14 protein-coding genes are annotated in these 16,300 nt (G+C 44.2%); 5 read left to right on the plus strand and 9 right to left on the minus strand.

Translation table 11 applies throughout. From position 1 onward, the window contains the following. The first annotated feature begins 298 nt into the window (after positions 1-298). A complete protein-coding gene (ltrA, locus tag AB6D58_RS14485) occupies positions 299-1,771 on the plus strand; it encodes a group II intron reverse transcriptase/maturase (protein ID WP_372157653.1) in 1,473 nt (490 codons plus the stop codon). Between the two features lie 303 nt (positions 1,772-2,074). On the opposite strand, the gene AB6D58_RS14490 is transcribed toward ltrA, so the two are convergent. The 6 genes from AB6D58_RS14490 to AB6D58_RS14515 form a co-directional block, all read right to left on the minus strand. Then, positions 2,075-2,257: a hypothetical protein gene (locus AB6D58_RS14490; protein ID WP_017065682.1), complete on the minus strand. Its 183-nt coding sequence runs from the start codon at positions 2,255-2,257 to the stop codon at positions 2,075-2,077. A gap of 26 nt (positions 2,258-2,283) precedes the next feature. Next, the gene (locus AB6D58_RS14495; protein ID WP_240700385.1) at positions 2,284-2,535 is read right to left on the minus strand and encodes a hypothetical protein; all 252 of its coding nucleotides are present in this window, start codon (positions 2,533-2,535) and stop codon (positions 2,284-2,286) included. A gap of 354 nt (positions 2,536-2,889) precedes the next feature. Next, positions 2,890-3,903: a manganese-dependent inorganic pyrophosphatase gene (locus tag AB6D58_RS14500; RefSeq protein ID WP_372157634.1), complete on the minus strand. Its 1,014-nt coding sequence runs from the start codon at positions 3,901-3,903 to the stop codon at positions 2,890-2,892. A 442-nt stretch (positions 3,904-4,345) separates the two neighbouring features. Next, positions 4,346-4,771: a septal ring lytic transglycosylase RlpA family protein gene (locus AB6D58_RS14505; RefSeq protein WP_372104550.1), complete on the minus strand. Its 426-nt coding sequence runs from the start codon at positions 4,769-4,771 to the stop codon at positions 4,346-4,348. A 379-nt stretch (positions 4,772-5,150) separates the two neighbouring features. Beyond that, complete coding sequence (locus AB6D58_RS14510) at positions 5,151-6,527, minus strand: uracil-xanthine permease family protein (protein WP_372157635.1); 1,377 nt, start codon at positions 6,525-6,527, stop codon at positions 5,151-5,153. Positions 6,528-6,830: 303 nt separating this feature from the next. After that, positions 6,831-7,322, minus strand: a complete 492-nt coding sequence (locus AB6D58_RS14515) for a VOC family protein (protein ID WP_029224669.1) — start codon at positions 7,320-7,322, stop codon at positions 6,831-6,833. Positions 7,323-7,794: 472 nt separating this feature from the next. On the opposite strand from AB6D58_RS14515, the gene ahpC reads away from it, so the two are divergent. Together ahpC and ahpF are read left to right on the plus strand one after the other, a co-directional pair. Next, positions 7,795-8,352 (plus strand): alkyl hydroperoxide reductase subunit C, encoded by a 558-nt coding sequence (gene ahpC / locus AB6D58_RS14520; protein WP_016798107.1) that lies wholly within the window; start codon positions 7,795-7,797, stop codon positions 8,350-8,352. A gap of 197 nt (positions 8,353-8,549) precedes the next feature. Further along, positions 8,550-10,142 (plus strand): alkyl hydroperoxide reductase subunit F, encoded by a 1,593-nt coding sequence (gene ahpF / locus AB6D58_RS14525; RefSeq protein ID WP_137001291.1) that lies wholly within the window; start codon positions 8,550-8,552, stop codon positions 10,140-10,142. Between the two features lie 136 nt (positions 10,143-10,278). Here the strand turns inward: ahpF and AB6D58_RS14530 are convergent, their stop codons facing one another. Further along, the gene (locus tag AB6D58_RS14530; protein WP_017071831.1) at positions 10,279-10,878 is read right to left on the minus strand and encodes a LysE family translocator; all 600 of its coding nucleotides are present in this window, start codon (positions 10,876-10,878) and stop codon (positions 10,279-10,281) included. A 122-nt stretch (positions 10,879-11,000) separates the two neighbouring features. On the opposite strand from AB6D58_RS14530, the gene AB6D58_RS14535 reads away from it, so the two are divergent. After that, entirely contained in the window at positions 11,001-11,486 is a 486-nt protein-coding gene (locus tag AB6D58_RS14535) for an Lrp/AsnC family transcriptional regulator (protein ID WP_017065258.1), read from the plus strand. Positions 11,487-11,585: 99 nt separating this feature from the next. Here AB6D58_RS14535 and AB6D58_RS14540 read toward each other — a convergent pair whose 3' ends face one another. Next, positions 11,586-12,956 (minus strand): L-serine ammonia-lyase, encoded by a 1,371-nt coding sequence (locus AB6D58_RS14540; protein WP_017065257.1) that lies wholly within the window; start codon positions 12,954-12,956, stop codon positions 11,586-11,588. Positions 12,957-12,982: 26 nt separating this feature from the next. After that, positions 12,983-14,524, minus strand: coding sequence for a sodium:solute symporter family transporter (locus AB6D58_RS14545; RefSeq protein ID WP_017065256.1), 1,542 nt, complete (start codon positions 14,522-14,524; stop codon positions 12,983-12,985). Between the two features lie 348 nt (positions 14,525-14,872). Here AB6D58_RS14545 and AB6D58_RS14550 point away from each other — a divergent pair, with 348 nt between their 5' ends. Next, positions 14,873-16,177 carry an MFS transporter gene (locus tag AB6D58_RS14550; protein ID WP_017104144.1) on the plus strand — a complete coding sequence of 435 codons (1,305 nt, stop codon included), beginning with the start codon at positions 14,873-14,875 and terminating at the stop codon, positions 16,175-16,177. Positions 16,178-16,300: the final 123 nt, after the last annotated feature.

Consider the following 16,300-nt stretch of genomic DNA (forward strand, 5'->3'; position numbering starts at 1 on the left):
GGTTGGACAGTACTTTTTCGTGGTCGCCGTACTCTCCGCACTATAGTGGGCATCTAAGCTGACACTTTACGCAACATACGGAACATACGGAACATACGGAACAGGGTAAGCCTGTATCACTCCCTTTGGGAAAGCCTTTGTGGCCGATAGTGATGCAGGTATAGGAGGTCGGAAAAAGCGAAAGCTGCATTGTAATGATGCAGATACAGACTTATGTCTGATCACGAAAGTGAGCCCACTTCCGACTGGTCTCCCATTGCGAGAGAATTTGAAGAACTTTATTCAAGGAGAAAAGCAAATGGTGATCTCGAAAGAGATTAGTGCATCTTCTGACGGCGCTCAATGGCAGTCCATCGACTGGAAATCCGTTGAAGCACACGTATTGAAGCTTCAAATGCGTATCGCAAAAGCAACGAGAGAAAAGAAATACGGTAAGGTGAAGTCCTTACAGTGGCTCTTGACTCATTCTCGCTCAGCCAAGCTTCTTGCGGTTAAGCGAGTCTCTCAGAATAAAGGCAGTAAAACGTCTGGAATAGACGGTGTCACCTGGAACACAGATGTACGCCGTATGAAAGCAGTCAATCAACTGAGCCGCAAGGCTTACTTTGCAAAACCACTCAAACGTATCTACATCCCCAAAAAGAACGGTAAGCTCAGGCCATTGGGTATTCCATGCATGATTGATAGAGCGCAACAAGCCCTCCACCTTCTAGCATTAGAACCAGTGTCCGAAACGCTTGCCGACCTCAATAGCTATGGGTTTAGGCCAAATCGCAGTACGGCTGACGCCGTCAGTCAGTGTTTCAAATGTTTGGCTCTAAAGCGATCAGCGAAATGGGTTCTTGAGGGAGATATTAAGGCTTGCTTCGACAAAATCGGGCATCAATGGCTTATGGACAATATCACGGTAGATAAACGTATGTTAGAGCAATGGTTACAGTCTGGCTATGTGGATAAGGGTCTGTTCTATGATACCGATGAGGGTACACCTCAAGGTGGAATAATATCTCCAACCTTGATGCTAATGACTCTCGCGGGAATAGAGCAACAAATAAAATCTACAGCTCTGAAAATGGGTGCTAGGGCCAACTTTATTGGTTATGCGGATGATTTCGTGGTCACCTGCTCTTCAAAGGAAGTGCTAGTGAACGATATCAAACCGTTGATTGCTGACTTTCTGGCAGAAAGAGGGTTAACCCTCTCCGAAGAGAAAACGAAGGTCACTCATATTGATGATGGCTTTGACTTTCTGGGTTTCAATCACAGGAAGTACAAAGGGAAATTGCTCATTAAACCGAGCAAATCTAACACGCTGTTATTCCTTAGAAATCTACGTGAACTTATTAAAAAGCACGCAACCATCCCTGTTAACGATCTTATCAAGTTGATAAATCCGAAACTTAGAGGGTGGACGAATTACTATCGCCACTGTGTTGCTAAACAAGTATTCGGGTATGTCGGCCACAAACTATTCCAAGCGTTATGGCACTGGGCAGTTAGACGTCATCCAACCAAGTCCAAAGACTGGGTTGTTCATAAGTATTTTCTCAATCGTAAAGGCCAGTGGCAATTTCACGGTTGGCAGAAAATCATGGACATGGACTGTCACTTCAATCTGTTCCAAATAGCTAAAGTGCCCATCGAGCGACACGTAAAAATCAGGAATGCAGCGACCCCTTTTGACCCTCAATACCAAGAATATTTGGTGAAGAGAAAATCTAAAAGGCTAGCTCGTAACTCTTGGAAAGAGCCTGTCCCGACTGCGTTATAAGTTGCTGGGTATCAATGATGCCTTAGTGGAGGCTTGAGCCGTATGCAGTGAAAGTTGCACGTACGGTTCTTAGAGGGGCGGCACTTGGTAACAAGTGTCGTCTACTCGACAGAAGCTTCGTAGGATGAATTTTTACCTTTGGCACTTCCTATCTCGAAAGTTCCTTAAACGTTTCATTAGGTATGGCACGAGTAATACAACTAGCTAATGTGAAAAACAGGCACATTACTCACCAAACAGCGATAAAAAAAATTCGTTTCCAACTTTTGAAATAGACCCAGTAAAGCGCAGTGTTATTTTTTGTTATTGTGGATCTACATGCCCAGAACAAGTATAGGACTGACCATCAACACCACGAATTGCGATCTGGTAGTTCAGCGCCAATCCATTACCAACGATGTCTGACAGGCCCTCAGTTTCTGGATTGTTCATACGATCGTGGTACATCTGACAAACGTGTTCTTCACCATGCCATTTTGATTGCACCTCTTCGATTCCATCAGCCTCGATGTCTACGCGAGCAACTCCATTTGTGCGCTTTGCTGCTTTGCTGCTTTGGTCGTGATGATCGTCGTCGTCATTGATGTATAACGGATACCATCGATTTTCGAACTGGCTTCGGTAAGTTGGTCGTGGTCTGCGTGTGTGATAATTGGGTCAGACACGAAGGCGTTCGCAGCCTTTACCTTTAAGCTGGTACAGCCAGTAATTGTCATCAGTGCAAGTGTGATAGCTGTTACACCAATGGTTTTGATTGAGGTCATTTCATTGTCCTGTTAGTCATTCTGTCTGGGATTTACTATAAACAATAAAACACTGTATTATTAGTTCAAACTATGAATGGTAACTTACCGATAATGGAAAGCCGCGACTAGGATTGGTTACTTGTTTAAGACTGCTCTAAGTCTAACTTTTCACGTGGTTGGTCGTGAATGTCCTTGGGGGTTCGTGCCATAAAGAGCTATGTTAGATCTGGCTTATCCATAAGCTTTGTTAATTTAGAAAAAGCGCAACTCAATTTTATCCAAATCCAGTTCAACACGACCCAAAAACAAAAAGGGATTGGTATCTCTACCAATCCTTTCACTACTTATTTATAAAGTAACGGCTCTTATTCTCTACAAACTCTCAATGGCTTTCTGTACCGCAGGGCCAATCTGACGCTTACGCGAAGTTACACCTTCTAGCGTCAACATATCGCTTGTTGGTTCAGCATTGAAAGCAGATTTGATGACTTGGTAGTCACTTTCATCCACCCAAAGTAAGTTTGCTTCTTTGTTCTTAGTGTCTGTGATAGAGAAGAACAGATAGTCTAGCCCGTTCTCTTCTTTGTAAGTCTTCATTGCTGCTAGAAGCTCATCTTTACGGTCAATCAGTTGTTGAGCCGTTAGCGTTTCAGCAACGCCGATACCTACCTGTTTGCCACCGTATTTAAAGTTTTTGTAATCCAGCGTCAAAATGGTTTCAGAAGAAAGATGACTGAGATCCGACTTAGCAATCAGCATCTGTTGGCCGAAATCTTCGATATCTGAAATACCTGCAACTTTTGCAAGTTTCTCTGCGTACTCACGATCATGCTCAGTTGTGGTTGATGATTGAAATACCACAGTATCAGAAAGGATTGCGCCTAAACCGACACAAGCAAGGTGCTTAGGTAGGGTCACATCCAACTTTTCAGCGTTGTCAGCAAGAATAGTGGCAGCCGATCCCCAGCCTCGAATATCCATCTCGACAATTTGTGGTGTATTAATCGGTGAGCCACCAATTGCATGATGATCAACCACAGCAACAATAGATGCTTGGTCGATAGTTGGCGCTAGCTGAGTGACTTGGTTGAAATCCACCAGCCCTACTCGGTATGAAGAGTAATCTGTCTCTACGCGTGGTGATTCAGCATTGCAGTAATTCAAGATGAAGGTGGATTCTGGATTAATCGGCTCTGGTACTGTCGCTGTACCGCCATAGATATGAGCCGCGAGCATCGCAGACATTACCGTGTCGCTGTCTGGGCTTAGGTGCCCTGTCCATACGAGATCTTCACTGTTTTCATTGGCAGATTGTTGAAGACTGAAAGCATAGCTTGCTGAGCTAAAAGACATAATTAGGGCTGCAACGACAGGGGTTAGCTTCACGGGTATTTCCTTATTTGAATTCGATATAGAAGCCCATAAGCTAAACACCAAAAATTTCAGAACCGTGTCACCAATATTTCAGTTTTACTTCAGTAAGTAACTAAATGTAATTGCCCTTAGGCTTTCACTGTTAATCACACCAAAGCTCAACTTGGATTAGGTTAGCTTTTCATTATTTCACAATGAATTTCAATGAACCCTAATGATAAGAAAGCTAAGACACTGATTTATTGACCACATAACATCATCAACCCACATACTGAAAATAAGATAATCTTATTAAAAATGGATTATCGAAAGGCACAAAAAAGGCTGCAAAAGCAGCCTTATCGAGTAAGCATAAATATGCTATTCAATCATCGAGATCGAGGTTTTTTTCCTCCCCTTCCCGTTGCTGGTAAGGGATCGTAGATGTCAACCAAGGGAAGGTTATGAGGGGATTCTAGTGCTTGTATCGAAAGGTGTCACTGTCATCAATGATCTCAATTTTGACTTTTACTACGCCTTTCTTAACGTCACCAATTTGAGAAAATGCTTTGTGGGAAAGGTCAATCACTCGGCCTTTTACATAAGGGCCTCGATCATTAATTTTCACATCAACAGACTTGTTATTAGTTGTATTGGTCACCCTCACGATAGTGCCGAATGGCAAGGTTTTATGAGCCGCAGTATTCGCATTCATATTATACGTCTCACCGCTTGCTGTGAGCCTTCCATGGAACTTATCGCCATACCAAGAAGCCACTCCCACAAGCGCATGTGAATTGGCATAGCCCTTTGTTTTTGAAGTATCGACGGCCGCATGTGACGAGCATCCGGCAAGCAAAGTAATAAGAAAAGCGGCAAAGATAAGGTTTAGTTTTTTCATGCTATTTCAGTAGATCTTCTTCATGTAATGTTTATCTATTTTCATTGTAGTGCGGTTCAGCAGTATTGAACTGAGTATTGTGAGTTCTCAGCGAGGGCTATCACCAGTGTGATTGCGCAATGTTTTCATGAAGCACGCTCGCTTCAGTCATATTCATGAAAGGTTTTATCTTCAAAACGTCAACTTTAACAACGTCTTAAATCTGTATATTTCTTAATCACTTCATGTAGATAAGTCACTCAGCCAAACATCCAAATACAAAAAAGGATTGGTATCTCTACCAATCCTCTCTATGGGATGTTTCGTTTTTCTGACTATGGTAGGTAGATAACGCAATTGTCCGTAATCAGTCACCTACGCTTCTTCTCGGCTGTATAAGTTACGCTTTACTGGTTTGTACCGAACTTGCCACAGGCTTAGCTTTAGTTTCAGGCACCAAAGACATCAACCCGGTAATCACAAGCGCGGCAATACCAGACATGGTTACAGGTGAGCCAAATATGCTTTGCACTAGCTTGGGCGCTTCTTTCAATAAATCCGGCACTAGCATCACCCCAAGCCCTAAGCCTAGTGAGATGGCAATCGTCATAATTCTGCGGCGATCCAGTTTTTCATTGGCGATGATTTTGATGCCCGCCGCAGCAACCGTACCGAACATCACTAATGTCGCCCCGCCCAATACTGGCTTTGGAATCGTCATTAAAACCGCACCTAAGATGGGAAATAACCCTAACAGAAAAAGAATCGCGGCAATGAAGTAGCCGATGTAGCGACTCGCGATCCCCGTAAAATGGATCACACCGTTGTTCTGGCTGAAAGTCGTGTTCGGAAAAGTATTGAATACCGCTGCGATGAGCGAGTTCACACCGTCACCCAGCACGCCAGCCTTGAGTCGATTGATGTATTTTGGCCCCTTAACTGGCTGCCCTGAGAACATACTGTTGGCGGTAAGGTCACCCGTGGTTTCAATAACGGTAATCAAGTAAATAAAAGCGATAGGCAGGAAGGCTTGCCAATCAAAAGCGAAGCCATATTTAAATGGAACTGGAATGCTCAATAACGGTTGAGATGCAAAAGAAACCATGGGTGCTTTGCCCATCAGAATAGCAACGCCCCACCCTACAACCAATCCGACTAAAATCGACGACAGCCTTACCATGGTGTTGTTGCTTAGGTTAAGTGCCACTATGGTTCCGAGCACAATCGCACCCAACATCAGGTTGCTTCCAGAACCAAAATCTTCTGCACCAACACCACCAGCGATATCAGTGACGCCAACTTTAATCAAAGAGACACCAATCGTCGTGATAACGATGCCGGTCACAACGGGCGTGATCACTACTTTGAGTTTTTCGATAAAGCGCGATAGGACGATTTCGACAAATGCACCAAAGAAGCAGACACCAAAAATGGTGGCGAGCATTTCATCCGGCCCACCGCCATTTGCTTTAACAAGAAAACCCGCACCTAACACAGAACCTAAGAACGCAAAGCTGGTCCCTTGGACACAGATCATCCCTGCGCCAACTGGCCCTATTTTTCTAGCTTGTATAAAAGTGCCAACCCCAGACACCATCAGTGCCATGCTGATCAAATAAGGGATGTGTTCACCCAACCCTAAAACACCGCCAATAATGAGCGTGGGTGTGATAATTCCAACAAAGCTGGCTAATACATGCTGCAGCGCCGCGTAACTGGCTGCTTTGACTGATGGTCGATCGTCTAATCCGTAGATCAATTCACTGTTCTGTTCCATGTGACTTCCTTTATGTATTTTTTATTGTATACAATTTACATAAAGGCAATAGAGCAACATATATGCCAATGGTTTAACATCATATTTATCAATCAGTTAAGTTTTCGCTCAAGTTAATGCTGCACTAAAGAGCAACATTGTCGGTTTGTTTTAGTGCAACGAAGAGCACAAAGCACTCATTTGACTTGGTTTATCCGTAACCTTCCACTCAATATCGCAGGCACAAAAAAAAGATTGGTATCTCTACCAATCCTCTTTAGGGGGTGTTTCGGTTTTCTACCTTATGACAGGTAGATAACACTATTACTCGTAGTCAGTCGCGTAAGTGTCTTCGTATGTGTGCGAGTAGAATTCGAACAGGTTGCCAAACGGGTCTTCTAGGTAAACCATTTGTGCTTGTTTTAGTTCGTCTTCTGGGTGGTAACGCATGATGTCCATACGGACCTTACCGCCAAACTCTTCAACACGTTTAATCGCTGAATGAAACTGCTCTTTTGGAAGCTGTAGACAGAAGTGGAAGATACCTAGACGTGAGAAATCAACTTCGTGACGCTCTTGGCGCTCTTTCATTTCGAACAGCTCAACACCGATACCATCAGATGTTACTAGGTGTGCAATGTTGAAGCCTTTAAAGCCTTCACCGAACACAGCGATACACATACGGCCGATTGCTGATTCGCGCTCTTCCATTACTTTGGTGTTGTTCATTACGATTCTTAGACCCAGCGCTTTCGTGTAAAACTCAACTGCTTTGTCCATATCGCCAACCATGATGCCTACGTGATTCATTTTCATAACTTGCTCCAAATTCGTTTTAAATTCTGTGCTTTTCGAAGTCTAGCTTCGGTGTTTCGTTTCGATGGAGAGAGTATAGGTACATGCGTTAATTAACTGAAATTATCATAATTTATATTAATGATAATTTTTTGTTATTTACAGTTTGATATAACAACTCAACTCACGCAAAGAAACCATACCGAACCCTACCTACATAGACACATAGATACACACACCAATAGAGATAAGCCCAATGTAGAGAACAACCTAAAGAGCATAGCTACTTAAATTGGGAGTTGTTGATGTTTGATGGCTTTTGTTAATCGTTTTTGTTGATAGCTTTTACCGATAGTCTTTTCCTTTCGAAGATAGGATTCGCCTATTGAATCTATAGAAATGTCCGATTTCACTAATTTTCGGTGGCAATGCAATATATCTACATCGACGCGGGATAGCGTTAAACACTACAAATTAGAAAGAGAGTCAAAACATGATCAACACAGAAATCAAACCATTCAACGCAACAGCATTTAAAAACGGCGAATTCGTAGAAATCACTGAGCAAGACGTTAAAGGCAAGTGGGCTGTATTCTTCTTCTACCCAGCAGACTTCACATTTGTATGTCCAACTGAGCTAGTTGACCTACAAGACAAATACGCAGAGCTTCAATCTCGCGGCGTAGAAGTTTACTCAGTATCAACTGACACTCACTTCTCTCACAAAGCATGGCACGATACTTCTGACAAAATCGGCACTATCGAATACTTCATGGTAGGCGACCAAACAGGCAACATCACAAATAACTTCAACGTTATGCGTGAAGGTCAAGGCCTTGCAGACCGTGCAACGTTCCTAATCGACCCTGAAGGCGTTATCCAAGCAATGGAAATCACAGCTGAAGGCATCGGCCGTGACGCAGAAGACCTACTACGCAAGGTTAAAGCAGCACAATACGTAGCCGCTAACCCAGGTGAAGTTTGCCCAGCTAAATGGAAAGAAGGCGAAGAGACTCTAGCTCCATCTCTAGACCTAGTAGGCAAGATTTAATCTAAGCCTAGCTAACAAGAATAGCTAAACGGTTCTACAGGCGCGCTTCGGCCCCCCTCCTAAAGGGCAGTCGCGCGCCACCCTTTCAAACCATCAACACCACAATATTTGCCGACTTGCGCCCCTTTTTATTTTCCTTTTTCAGCAAGAAGGTATTGGTCAATACCAAGACACAGAATTTAAGAGCAGGCACGATTATGTTAGATCAAGCAATGAAGCAGCAGCTAAAAGCATACCTAGAAAACCTAAAAACCAATGTTCAGTTAGTGCTTAGCCTGGATGGCAGCGACACCGCGAACAAACTTCAAGATCTGGCGAATGACATCTCGTCTTTAACCGATAAAATTGAAGTGACTCGCGATGACAGCGCAAGCACTCGCAGCCCTATCATGCAGGTCGTGAACCAAGAGAAATGCACCGCGATCGGTTTTGCCGGTTTGCCAATGGGTCACGAATTTACGTCACTGGTTCTAGCACTGCTTCATAGTGGTGGTCACCCTATCAAGCTTGAAGCGGACGTAATCGAGCAAATTAAAGAACTCGGTCAAGAGCTTAATGTAGAGATTTTTATCTCGCTCTCATGCCAAAACTGTCCAGAAGTGGTTCAAGCCTTCAATATGATGTCGGCGATTAATCCTATGGTTAAGACAACGATGATCGACGGCGCAGCATTCCAAGATGAAGTGAAGTCTCGCGACATCATGGCAGTACCAAGTGTATTCGTTAATGGTGAGCTATTTGGTCAAGGCCGTATGTCACTGGCTGAAATCCTTAACAAGGTTGATTCAGGCGCAGCGGAAAAGAAAGCAGCAAACCTAAACCAACAAGCACCGTTTGATGTATTGGTTGTCGGCGGCGGCCCTGCAGGTTCTTCAGCGGCAATTTATGCTGCACGTAAAGGCATTCGTACTGGTGTGGTTGCTGACCGATTCGGCGGCCAAGTGATGGACACCATGGCGATTGAGAACTTTATCTCAGTAAAAGCGACAACTGGCCCTAAATTAGTGGCAAGCCTTGAAGAGCACGTAAAAGAGTACGGTGTTGAAGTGATGACTGAGCAGCGCGCTGCAAACATCATTGCAGCAGAAGACACTGAAGACGGCTACATCCACGTTGAGCTAGAGAGCGGCGCAACACTACGAGCTCGCACGGTTATCACAAGTACCGGTGCTCGCTGGCGTGAAATGAACGTTCCGGGTGAGCAAGAGTACCGCAATAAAGGCGTCGCTTACTGCCCACACTGTGACGGTCCTTTATTCAAAGGTAAGAAAACAGCGGTTATTGGTGGCGGTAACTCAGGTATTGAAGCGGCTATCGACCTAGCAGGTATCGTGGAACACGTAACTGTGCTTGAGTTTGCGAACACACTGCGCGCTGACCAAGTACTTATCGACAAAGCGAACGCAACGCCAAACATCGAAATCATCAAGATGGCACAAACAACGCAAGTGATTGGTGATGGCAACCGTGTAACCGGTCTGGAATACAAAGACCGCAACACCGATGAACTTAAACAGATTGAACTCGCAGGTATCTTTGTTCAAATCGGCCTGATGCCAAACAGCGAATGGTTGAAGGGTTCGAAAGTTGAGCTCTCACCACGCGGTGAAATTGAAATTAACGCTCATGGCGCAACATCAATGAAAGGTGTATTTGCAGCAGGCGATGTGACAACCGTACCTTACAAACAGATCATCATTGCGATGGGTGAAGGTGCAAAAGCAAGCTTAGGTGCATTTGACCACCTAATCCGTAACTCAGCTCCAGTTAAAGAAGCTGAAACCGCTTAACCTTTACACTGAAAAGCTTAAAGCTTTTAACTCAAGTTCCTTAAATATTTGTTAACTTAATTCTTTACTGTTAACGACTTAGTCGACATTTAGACGCCACTCCTATGGATTTAGGAGTGGTTTTTTTCTTTGTGATTTACGCCGGTTGATAAAGCATAAAGGCAACCACCATCGCTAAGCTTCCGCCCAAGCAACGGTTCACAAACATCATCTGTTTTGGTGATTGCAGTAGCTTTTTAAGCATGGTGCCGCAATACGCCCACACCAGCATGCACGGTACGCCCGTGATCACCATACCTGCAATAATCGTCACCACTTGAATCAGATAATCTGCGTTCGGAGTGATGAACTGCGAAAACACGGTTAATGACGCTATCCAACCTTTAGGATTTAACACCTGCACCAACACACCCGACACAAAGCCTGAACGATTGTCAGTGGTGCTTTCTTCGATTTGCATATTCGCAATCGACCACGCCATGAACAGCAAATAAGCCGCACCCGCGTATTTCAAAATGCTGTATAGCTCTGGGTAAAGGGTAAATAGGCTCACCAAACCGACACTAGAACCCGCCAGTACGATGATGATGCCAACAGCGTTCCCAGAGATAAAAGGTAAAGTCGCAGCAAATCCATAACGACTTGAAATCCCAAGTAATGCGATATTGCCTGCCCCAGGGGTAATTGCAATTGATGTTGAAAATAGCAAGAACGCCAGCATTAATTGAGAGCTCATTTCCTCTCACTCCTAATAAGTAAAGTATTTATAGGGAGAGAGTTTACAGATTCGACTAGGAATTAAATTGCTATATAGGCTAATATTAATCCAAATTTGAGCAAGAATTTTCCAAAATAGCCATGAAACAGAAAGAATCCACCAAAGAAGTATTGGATGACACAGATATCGCCATCTTAGAGCATATCCAGCAAGACGGACGCATGAGCAACAGCAAGCTCGCAGAGAAGGTCAACCTCAGCGAAACCCCATGCTGGCGTCGTTGGAAACGCATGGAGGAAACTGGCTATATCGATGGTTACGCCGCTAAGCTGAATCGTAAGAAATTAGGCTTTCATGTGGCTGGTTTTACCCTTGTAACACTAGGCAATCATGAAGTTGAAAACACAGAACCGTTCGAAGAGTTTGTCGCGGTAACCGATTGGATTCCAATGTGTCACTGCATTGCAGGCGGCGCCGATTACATGGTGCAAGTGTTGGCGAAAGATTTAGAAGAGTACTTTGAGCGTATTAGCTCGATCAGAAGAGTCAAAGGCGTGAGCGCGATTCAGTCGAACATCTCAGTAAAAGAGTTGAAAAACAGCTATCGATTACCGCTTTCAGATTAGCTCCCTAAAACACATAAAACAAAAAGCCCAGCCGCGATAGATTTCTAAAGTCTAAGGCTCTGGGCTTAACGTTATTATTTACTGGGTTAACTGGCTTAGCTATTCACAAGGATGAGCTAGATGGATCAAGGCTAAACCACCGAGTGATGTTTCACGATATTTCTTGTTCATGTCTTTACCGGTTTGGTACATGGTTGCGATGACCTTATCGAGTGAGATCAAAGACTTGCTGTTTCGCTTCAATGCCATGCGAGATGCATTAATTGCCTTCATCGCACCCATCGCATTTCGCTCGATACACGGCACTTGAACCAAGCCGCCAATTGGGTCACAAGTCATACCCAATGAGTGTTCCATCGCGATTTCCGCCGCAATACAGATCTGCTCATTGCTGCCACCGCGTAGTGCCGTTAATCCCGCAGCCGCCATAGAGGATGATACGCCTACCTCACCTTGGCATCCTACTTCCGCACCAGAGATCGAAGCGTTAGTTTTGTACAGAATACCAATCGCGCCCGATACCGCTAAGAAATCTTTTAACTGCTTAGTATCCAACTCTTTAATGAAGCGATGGTAATACATCAATACGGCAGGAATAACGCCCGCTGCACCATTGGTTGGTGATGTTACTACTTGGCCACCAGCCGCATTTTCTTCGCTAACCGCAAACGCAAACAAGTTAATCCAATCCATGATTTCCATTGGGTCGTTTTCAACCGCCGCATTCGCTTCGAGCTTCTTAAGCAAATTAGGCGCACGACGAGTTACGTTCAAACCACCATCAAGAATGCCTTCGGTTTCAAAGCCACGCTCCATACAACGACTCATCACTCGCCAGATTTGATCCGCTTTCTCTGAAATAATGTCTGCGCCTTCGAACTCCGCTTCATTTTTTAGAATCATACCACCGAGGCTCATCCCACTATTGTCAGCTTGTTGAAGCATTTCATCGGCGTTTTTGAACGGGAAAGGAACTTCTACCGCTTGGGTTTGAGTACCATTTTGCAGTTCATCAGCAGTTGCGATAAAACCGCCGCCAATCGAATAATAAGTTTCATCGACAATCACGTTGCCACTCTGGTCAAACGCAGTAATCATCATGCCATTTTCATGCAGAGGCAGATTGTCTTTGTGGAACAACATGTCGGTTTCGTAGTTGAAGGCAATGTGCTTGGTGCCCGCTAAATCCATCTCACCACTGTCTACGGCATGACGCATTGCTTGGTTTGCGCTGGTGATTTTGATGGTGTCTGGTTTATTGCCGAGTAGCCCCAATATTGTAGCTCTGTCGGTGTGGTGACCTATGCCAGTCAATGACAAAGAACCGTATAAATCCACCTGAATACGCGTCACTTCTGCGATTTTATCAGCGATTAATTGTGTGAAATGGAAACCCGCAATCATTGGGCCGTTGGTGTGAGAGCTCGATGGCCCAACACCAATTTTGTAGATATCAAAGATCGATAACATAGATATACCAGTAAAAAATCGGTCAATTAAGAAAGAGCGGCATAAAGCCAATCAGGGATAACAGTACAAGCAGCAATCGTCACAACAGCGAACACCAACAAGCCATAATGACTCGCGGTAGGCTTTGCAAACAAATGCTTTTGCTTTTCTATAAATTCATTTTGTTGCTCGGTTACCTCTCCCCAGAAGCGGCTCACAACAACACCTAACACTAAGAAAACCACAGTGCCAATCAAGGCAAACCAAGGCCAAGCTATTCCGCTGTATTTGGCGATGAATACGACGGCCACACTGCCAATACTGCCCGCAATTACGCCTTTCTCGTTTGCTTGTTTGAAGAACAAACCCAAGATGAAAGAGCCAAGGCGAATACCAACAAAAATAGAGGTTAAGCTCGCAATCGTTTTAAGCACTGATTCATTAGAAACAGCCAGTAACGCAGGCACAACAACCGACGCTGCAGCAACCAGGCTCATTTTTCTAGCCACTGATTCATAGTGCGCGTCAGAGGCTTGCTTACGGAAGAAGCGCTTATAGAAATCGAACGTTGCGACCGTCGCCATTGAGTTATAGGTGGAATCCAATGTCGACATTGCCGCAGCCGAAAGTGCTGAGATCACCAAACCAACAATGATTGGGTTGGTATGGTTAAACACAAAATCGAGAATCACTTCGTTGCTGTTTTCAAAACTGCTGTCTTGATAAAAGACACTTAACAGCACCCCCATCACAGCAAAGAACAGATAAACAAAAAATGCGCCGTAGCCACAAAGCAACATCGATTTTTGCGCTGTTTTAACACACTTAGTCGCCAATGTTCTTTGAATAATCAGTTGGTTAGTGCCATACACACTCAGGTGCAAGAAGCTCACAGCCACTACGCCGGCCCACAATGTGGTATCGACGCCTAAGTCAAAATCGAGATTGATGATATTCAAATGTTCAGGAGACAACATCTCGCCCGCATCGATTTTCATCAGCAATAAAACAAAGATCGCAATGCTGCCGATAATCAACACTGCTGACTGAAGCATGTCAGTCCAGATTACAGTCGAGATACCACCCGCATAGGTATACAACGCAGTAAATACGCTGATGTAGATGATCGCCTCAGAGATACTCACTGGCAGCACTTGCACTAAGATCAGGGCTACCGCATACAGAATAACCCCTGCCGAAATACACTGAACCACAATGAACACGATGGAATTGATCGTGCGAGCAACAACGCCAAAGCGGTGCTCTAGGTATTCGTAAATCGAGGTTAGGCCGAGCTTGTAAAACACCGGAACAAAGAAAAGCACAGTGAAAAAGATCACTATTGGATAGTTCAAATGTACGCTCATCGCTTCCATGCCTGAGCTATAAACCCAGCCCGGCATGCCAACGAACGTCATTGCGCTGATGTAGGTTGCAAGAATCGACACACCTGCCGTAAACCAACCAAACTGTTTTCCACCAGTCGAAAAGTCGCCACCGACGCTATAGCGCCTATTAACTAAGTAGCTGATAAACAAAGTAGTTAGCACATAAAGAGCAATAACAACAAAACTTGAGTACGTAACCATTTTTAGATTCCGTTTATTGTATGTCGCAATTAATTCGCTGCCAATAGTACTCAAAAATGGATGTTTTCCCTAAAAAACCCACAATAAGTGTGACTATTATCACTAAGATAGACGATTAAACACTCAAATCGCCCCACAAAGCACAAAAACCCAGTTAAATGAGATCAAGATCACTAAAATGCACAAAATGGGTACGCACTCATTTTAAAATTGACTTTGATCACGGATCTAATAACCACAAAAATTCTATTATCTCTCCCGAAATGAAGACGGTGTGATGAAGCTAAATAATCAACACACAATAATTAAAACCAAAACCACCCTATATAAAATAAAGGTTTATCGGTCATGACCATTAAAAAACACATGAGCGAAGTTCCTATGATTCAAAGGGTAGCCGCATATCTAGCAATTCTAGTAGGTTACTTTTTTTATTGTTATAACTTTGTAATTATTGACTACGTACGCCCATACATTGTGGAAGAATATGCTGGTATTAGCCTTTCTGATACCGCTCAGTTCTACACTTGGCAGTCTGTTGGTGCTCTGATTGGTGCACTGAGCTGTGCATGGTTCGCAACCAAGTTCGGCAAAAAGTCCACGCTAGTAGCAATTACGGCATTAAACGGTGGTGCAACCATCATCAACATGATGTTTACCGACTACGCCACTTGGGCCGCAATGCGTTTCATCATTGGACTGTCTTTAGGCGGTTACTTCACTGTAGCTGTATCTTTGATGATTGGCCTATTTACACCAACGGTTCGCGGTAAGTTGACTGCTTTTGCTTCTTCAATGTTCTCTGTTGCTTTAGTGGCAATGGGCGCTTACGCAGCCTTCATTACAAGTGTTGATGCACCTTGGCAGAGCCTAATGTGGGTAGGTGGTATTCCACCGCTTGTAGCAGCAGCGTTAATGATCTTTGTATTACCAAGCGACAAAACAGTGATCGCCTACGGTGAAGAAGATCAACAAACCACAACCAATGCAGCTGGTGAAGTAACCGAAGCTAAAAAAGGTTCTTGGGGTGAGATGTTAAGCAAGCCTTACCGCAAAATTACGATTACTTGTTTACTTCTTTCTGGTCTTAACTTCTACGGATTCCAATTCTTCGGTGGCTTTGTAACTACCTACCTGAAAGATGTTCGTATGTTTGATGGTGCAACCATCGGTTTGATCTTCTCTATCTCAGCATTTGGTTCACTCTTCGGTGCTTGGTTCTGGGGATGGGCAGCCGATAAGTACGGTCGTAAGATCAACGCGTTCGGCTTCATCCTCGCAGGTATCATGGTTTCTATCTTCTTTGTCGCACCTGGCGACATGATGATTGGCGGCCTAAACATGCTGGCTCTTCTGGGTCTTATCTACAACTTCGGCCTGTCTGCTTCTGCAGTATGGGGCGGTTACTTCTCTGAATTGTTCCCAGCACGCTTGCGTAGCTATGGTGCAGCTTTATTCCATGGCGGTCGTATTATCGGCATGTGGGCACCAATGGTTCTTATCTTCATCCAAGAGCGTACCGACCTACAAACAGCAATGTGGGGCTCACCAATCGTATGGATTATCGCCGGCCTACTATGGCTAACACTGCCTGAAACTCTAAAAGGTGGCGTCTTCGATAAGAGCAAAAAAGCTGAAGCAGCAAAAGCTTAATTCGACACTCATACGCTGAAGTTCAAATACGAAAAATTTAAAGCCGGCTGATAAATCAGCCGGTAACAAAATCCAAATCGAGTCCTGTTCCGAATGTTGACTCGACAACACAAAGAGAAATTA

The organism is Vibrio sp. 10N.239.312.D08 (assembly GCF_041466145.1).
Classification (GTDB): Bacteria; Pseudomonadota; Gammaproteobacteria; order Enterobacterales; family Vibrionaceae; genus Vibrio; species Vibrio crassostreae_C.

Coding starts and splice junctions, on each gene's coding strand:
- ltrA (WP_372157653.1), top strand. CDS start 299: ATGGTGATCTCGAAAGAGATTAGTGCATCTTCTGACGGCGCTCAATGG.
- AB6D58_RS14495 (WP_240700385.1), bottom strand. CDS start 2,535: ATGACCTCAATCAAAACCATTGGTGTAACAGCTATCACACTTGCACTG.
- AB6D58_RS14505 (WP_372104550.1), bottom strand. CDS start 4,771: ATGAAAAAACTAAACCTTATCTTTGCCGCTTTTCTTATTACTTTGCTT.
- AB6D58_RS14510 (WP_372157635.1), bottom strand. CDS start 6,527: ATGGAACAGAACAGTGAATTGATCTACGGATTAGACGATCGACCATCA.
- AB6D58_RS14515 (WP_029224669.1), bottom strand. CDS start 7,322: ATGAAAATGAATCACGTAGGCATCATGGTTGGCGATATGGACAAAGCA.
- ahpC (WP_016798107.1), top strand. CDS start 7,795: ATGATCAACACAGAAATCAAACCATTCAACGCAACAGCATTTAAAAAC.
- ahpF (WP_137001291.1), top strand. CDS start 8,550: ATGTTAGATCAAGCAATGAAGCAGCAGCTAAAAGCATACCTAGAAAAC.
- AB6D58_RS14530 (WP_017071831.1), bottom strand. CDS start 10,878: ATGAGCTCTCAATTAATGCTGGCGTTCTTGCTATTTTCAACATCAATT.
- AB6D58_RS14535 (WP_017065258.1), top strand. CDS start 11,001: ATGAAACAGAAAGAATCCACCAAAGAAGTATTGGATGACACAGATATC.
- AB6D58_RS14540 (WP_017065257.1), bottom strand. CDS start 12,956: ATGTTATCGATCTTTGATATCTACAAAATTGGTGTTGGGCCATCGAGC.
- AB6D58_RS14545 (WP_017065256.1), bottom strand. CDS start 14,524: ATGGTTACGTACTCAAGTTTTGTTGTTATTGCTCTTTATGTGCTAACT.
- AB6D58_RS14550 (WP_017104144.1), top strand. CDS start 14,873: ATGACCATTAAAAAACACATGAGCGAAGTTCCTATGATTCAAAGGGTA.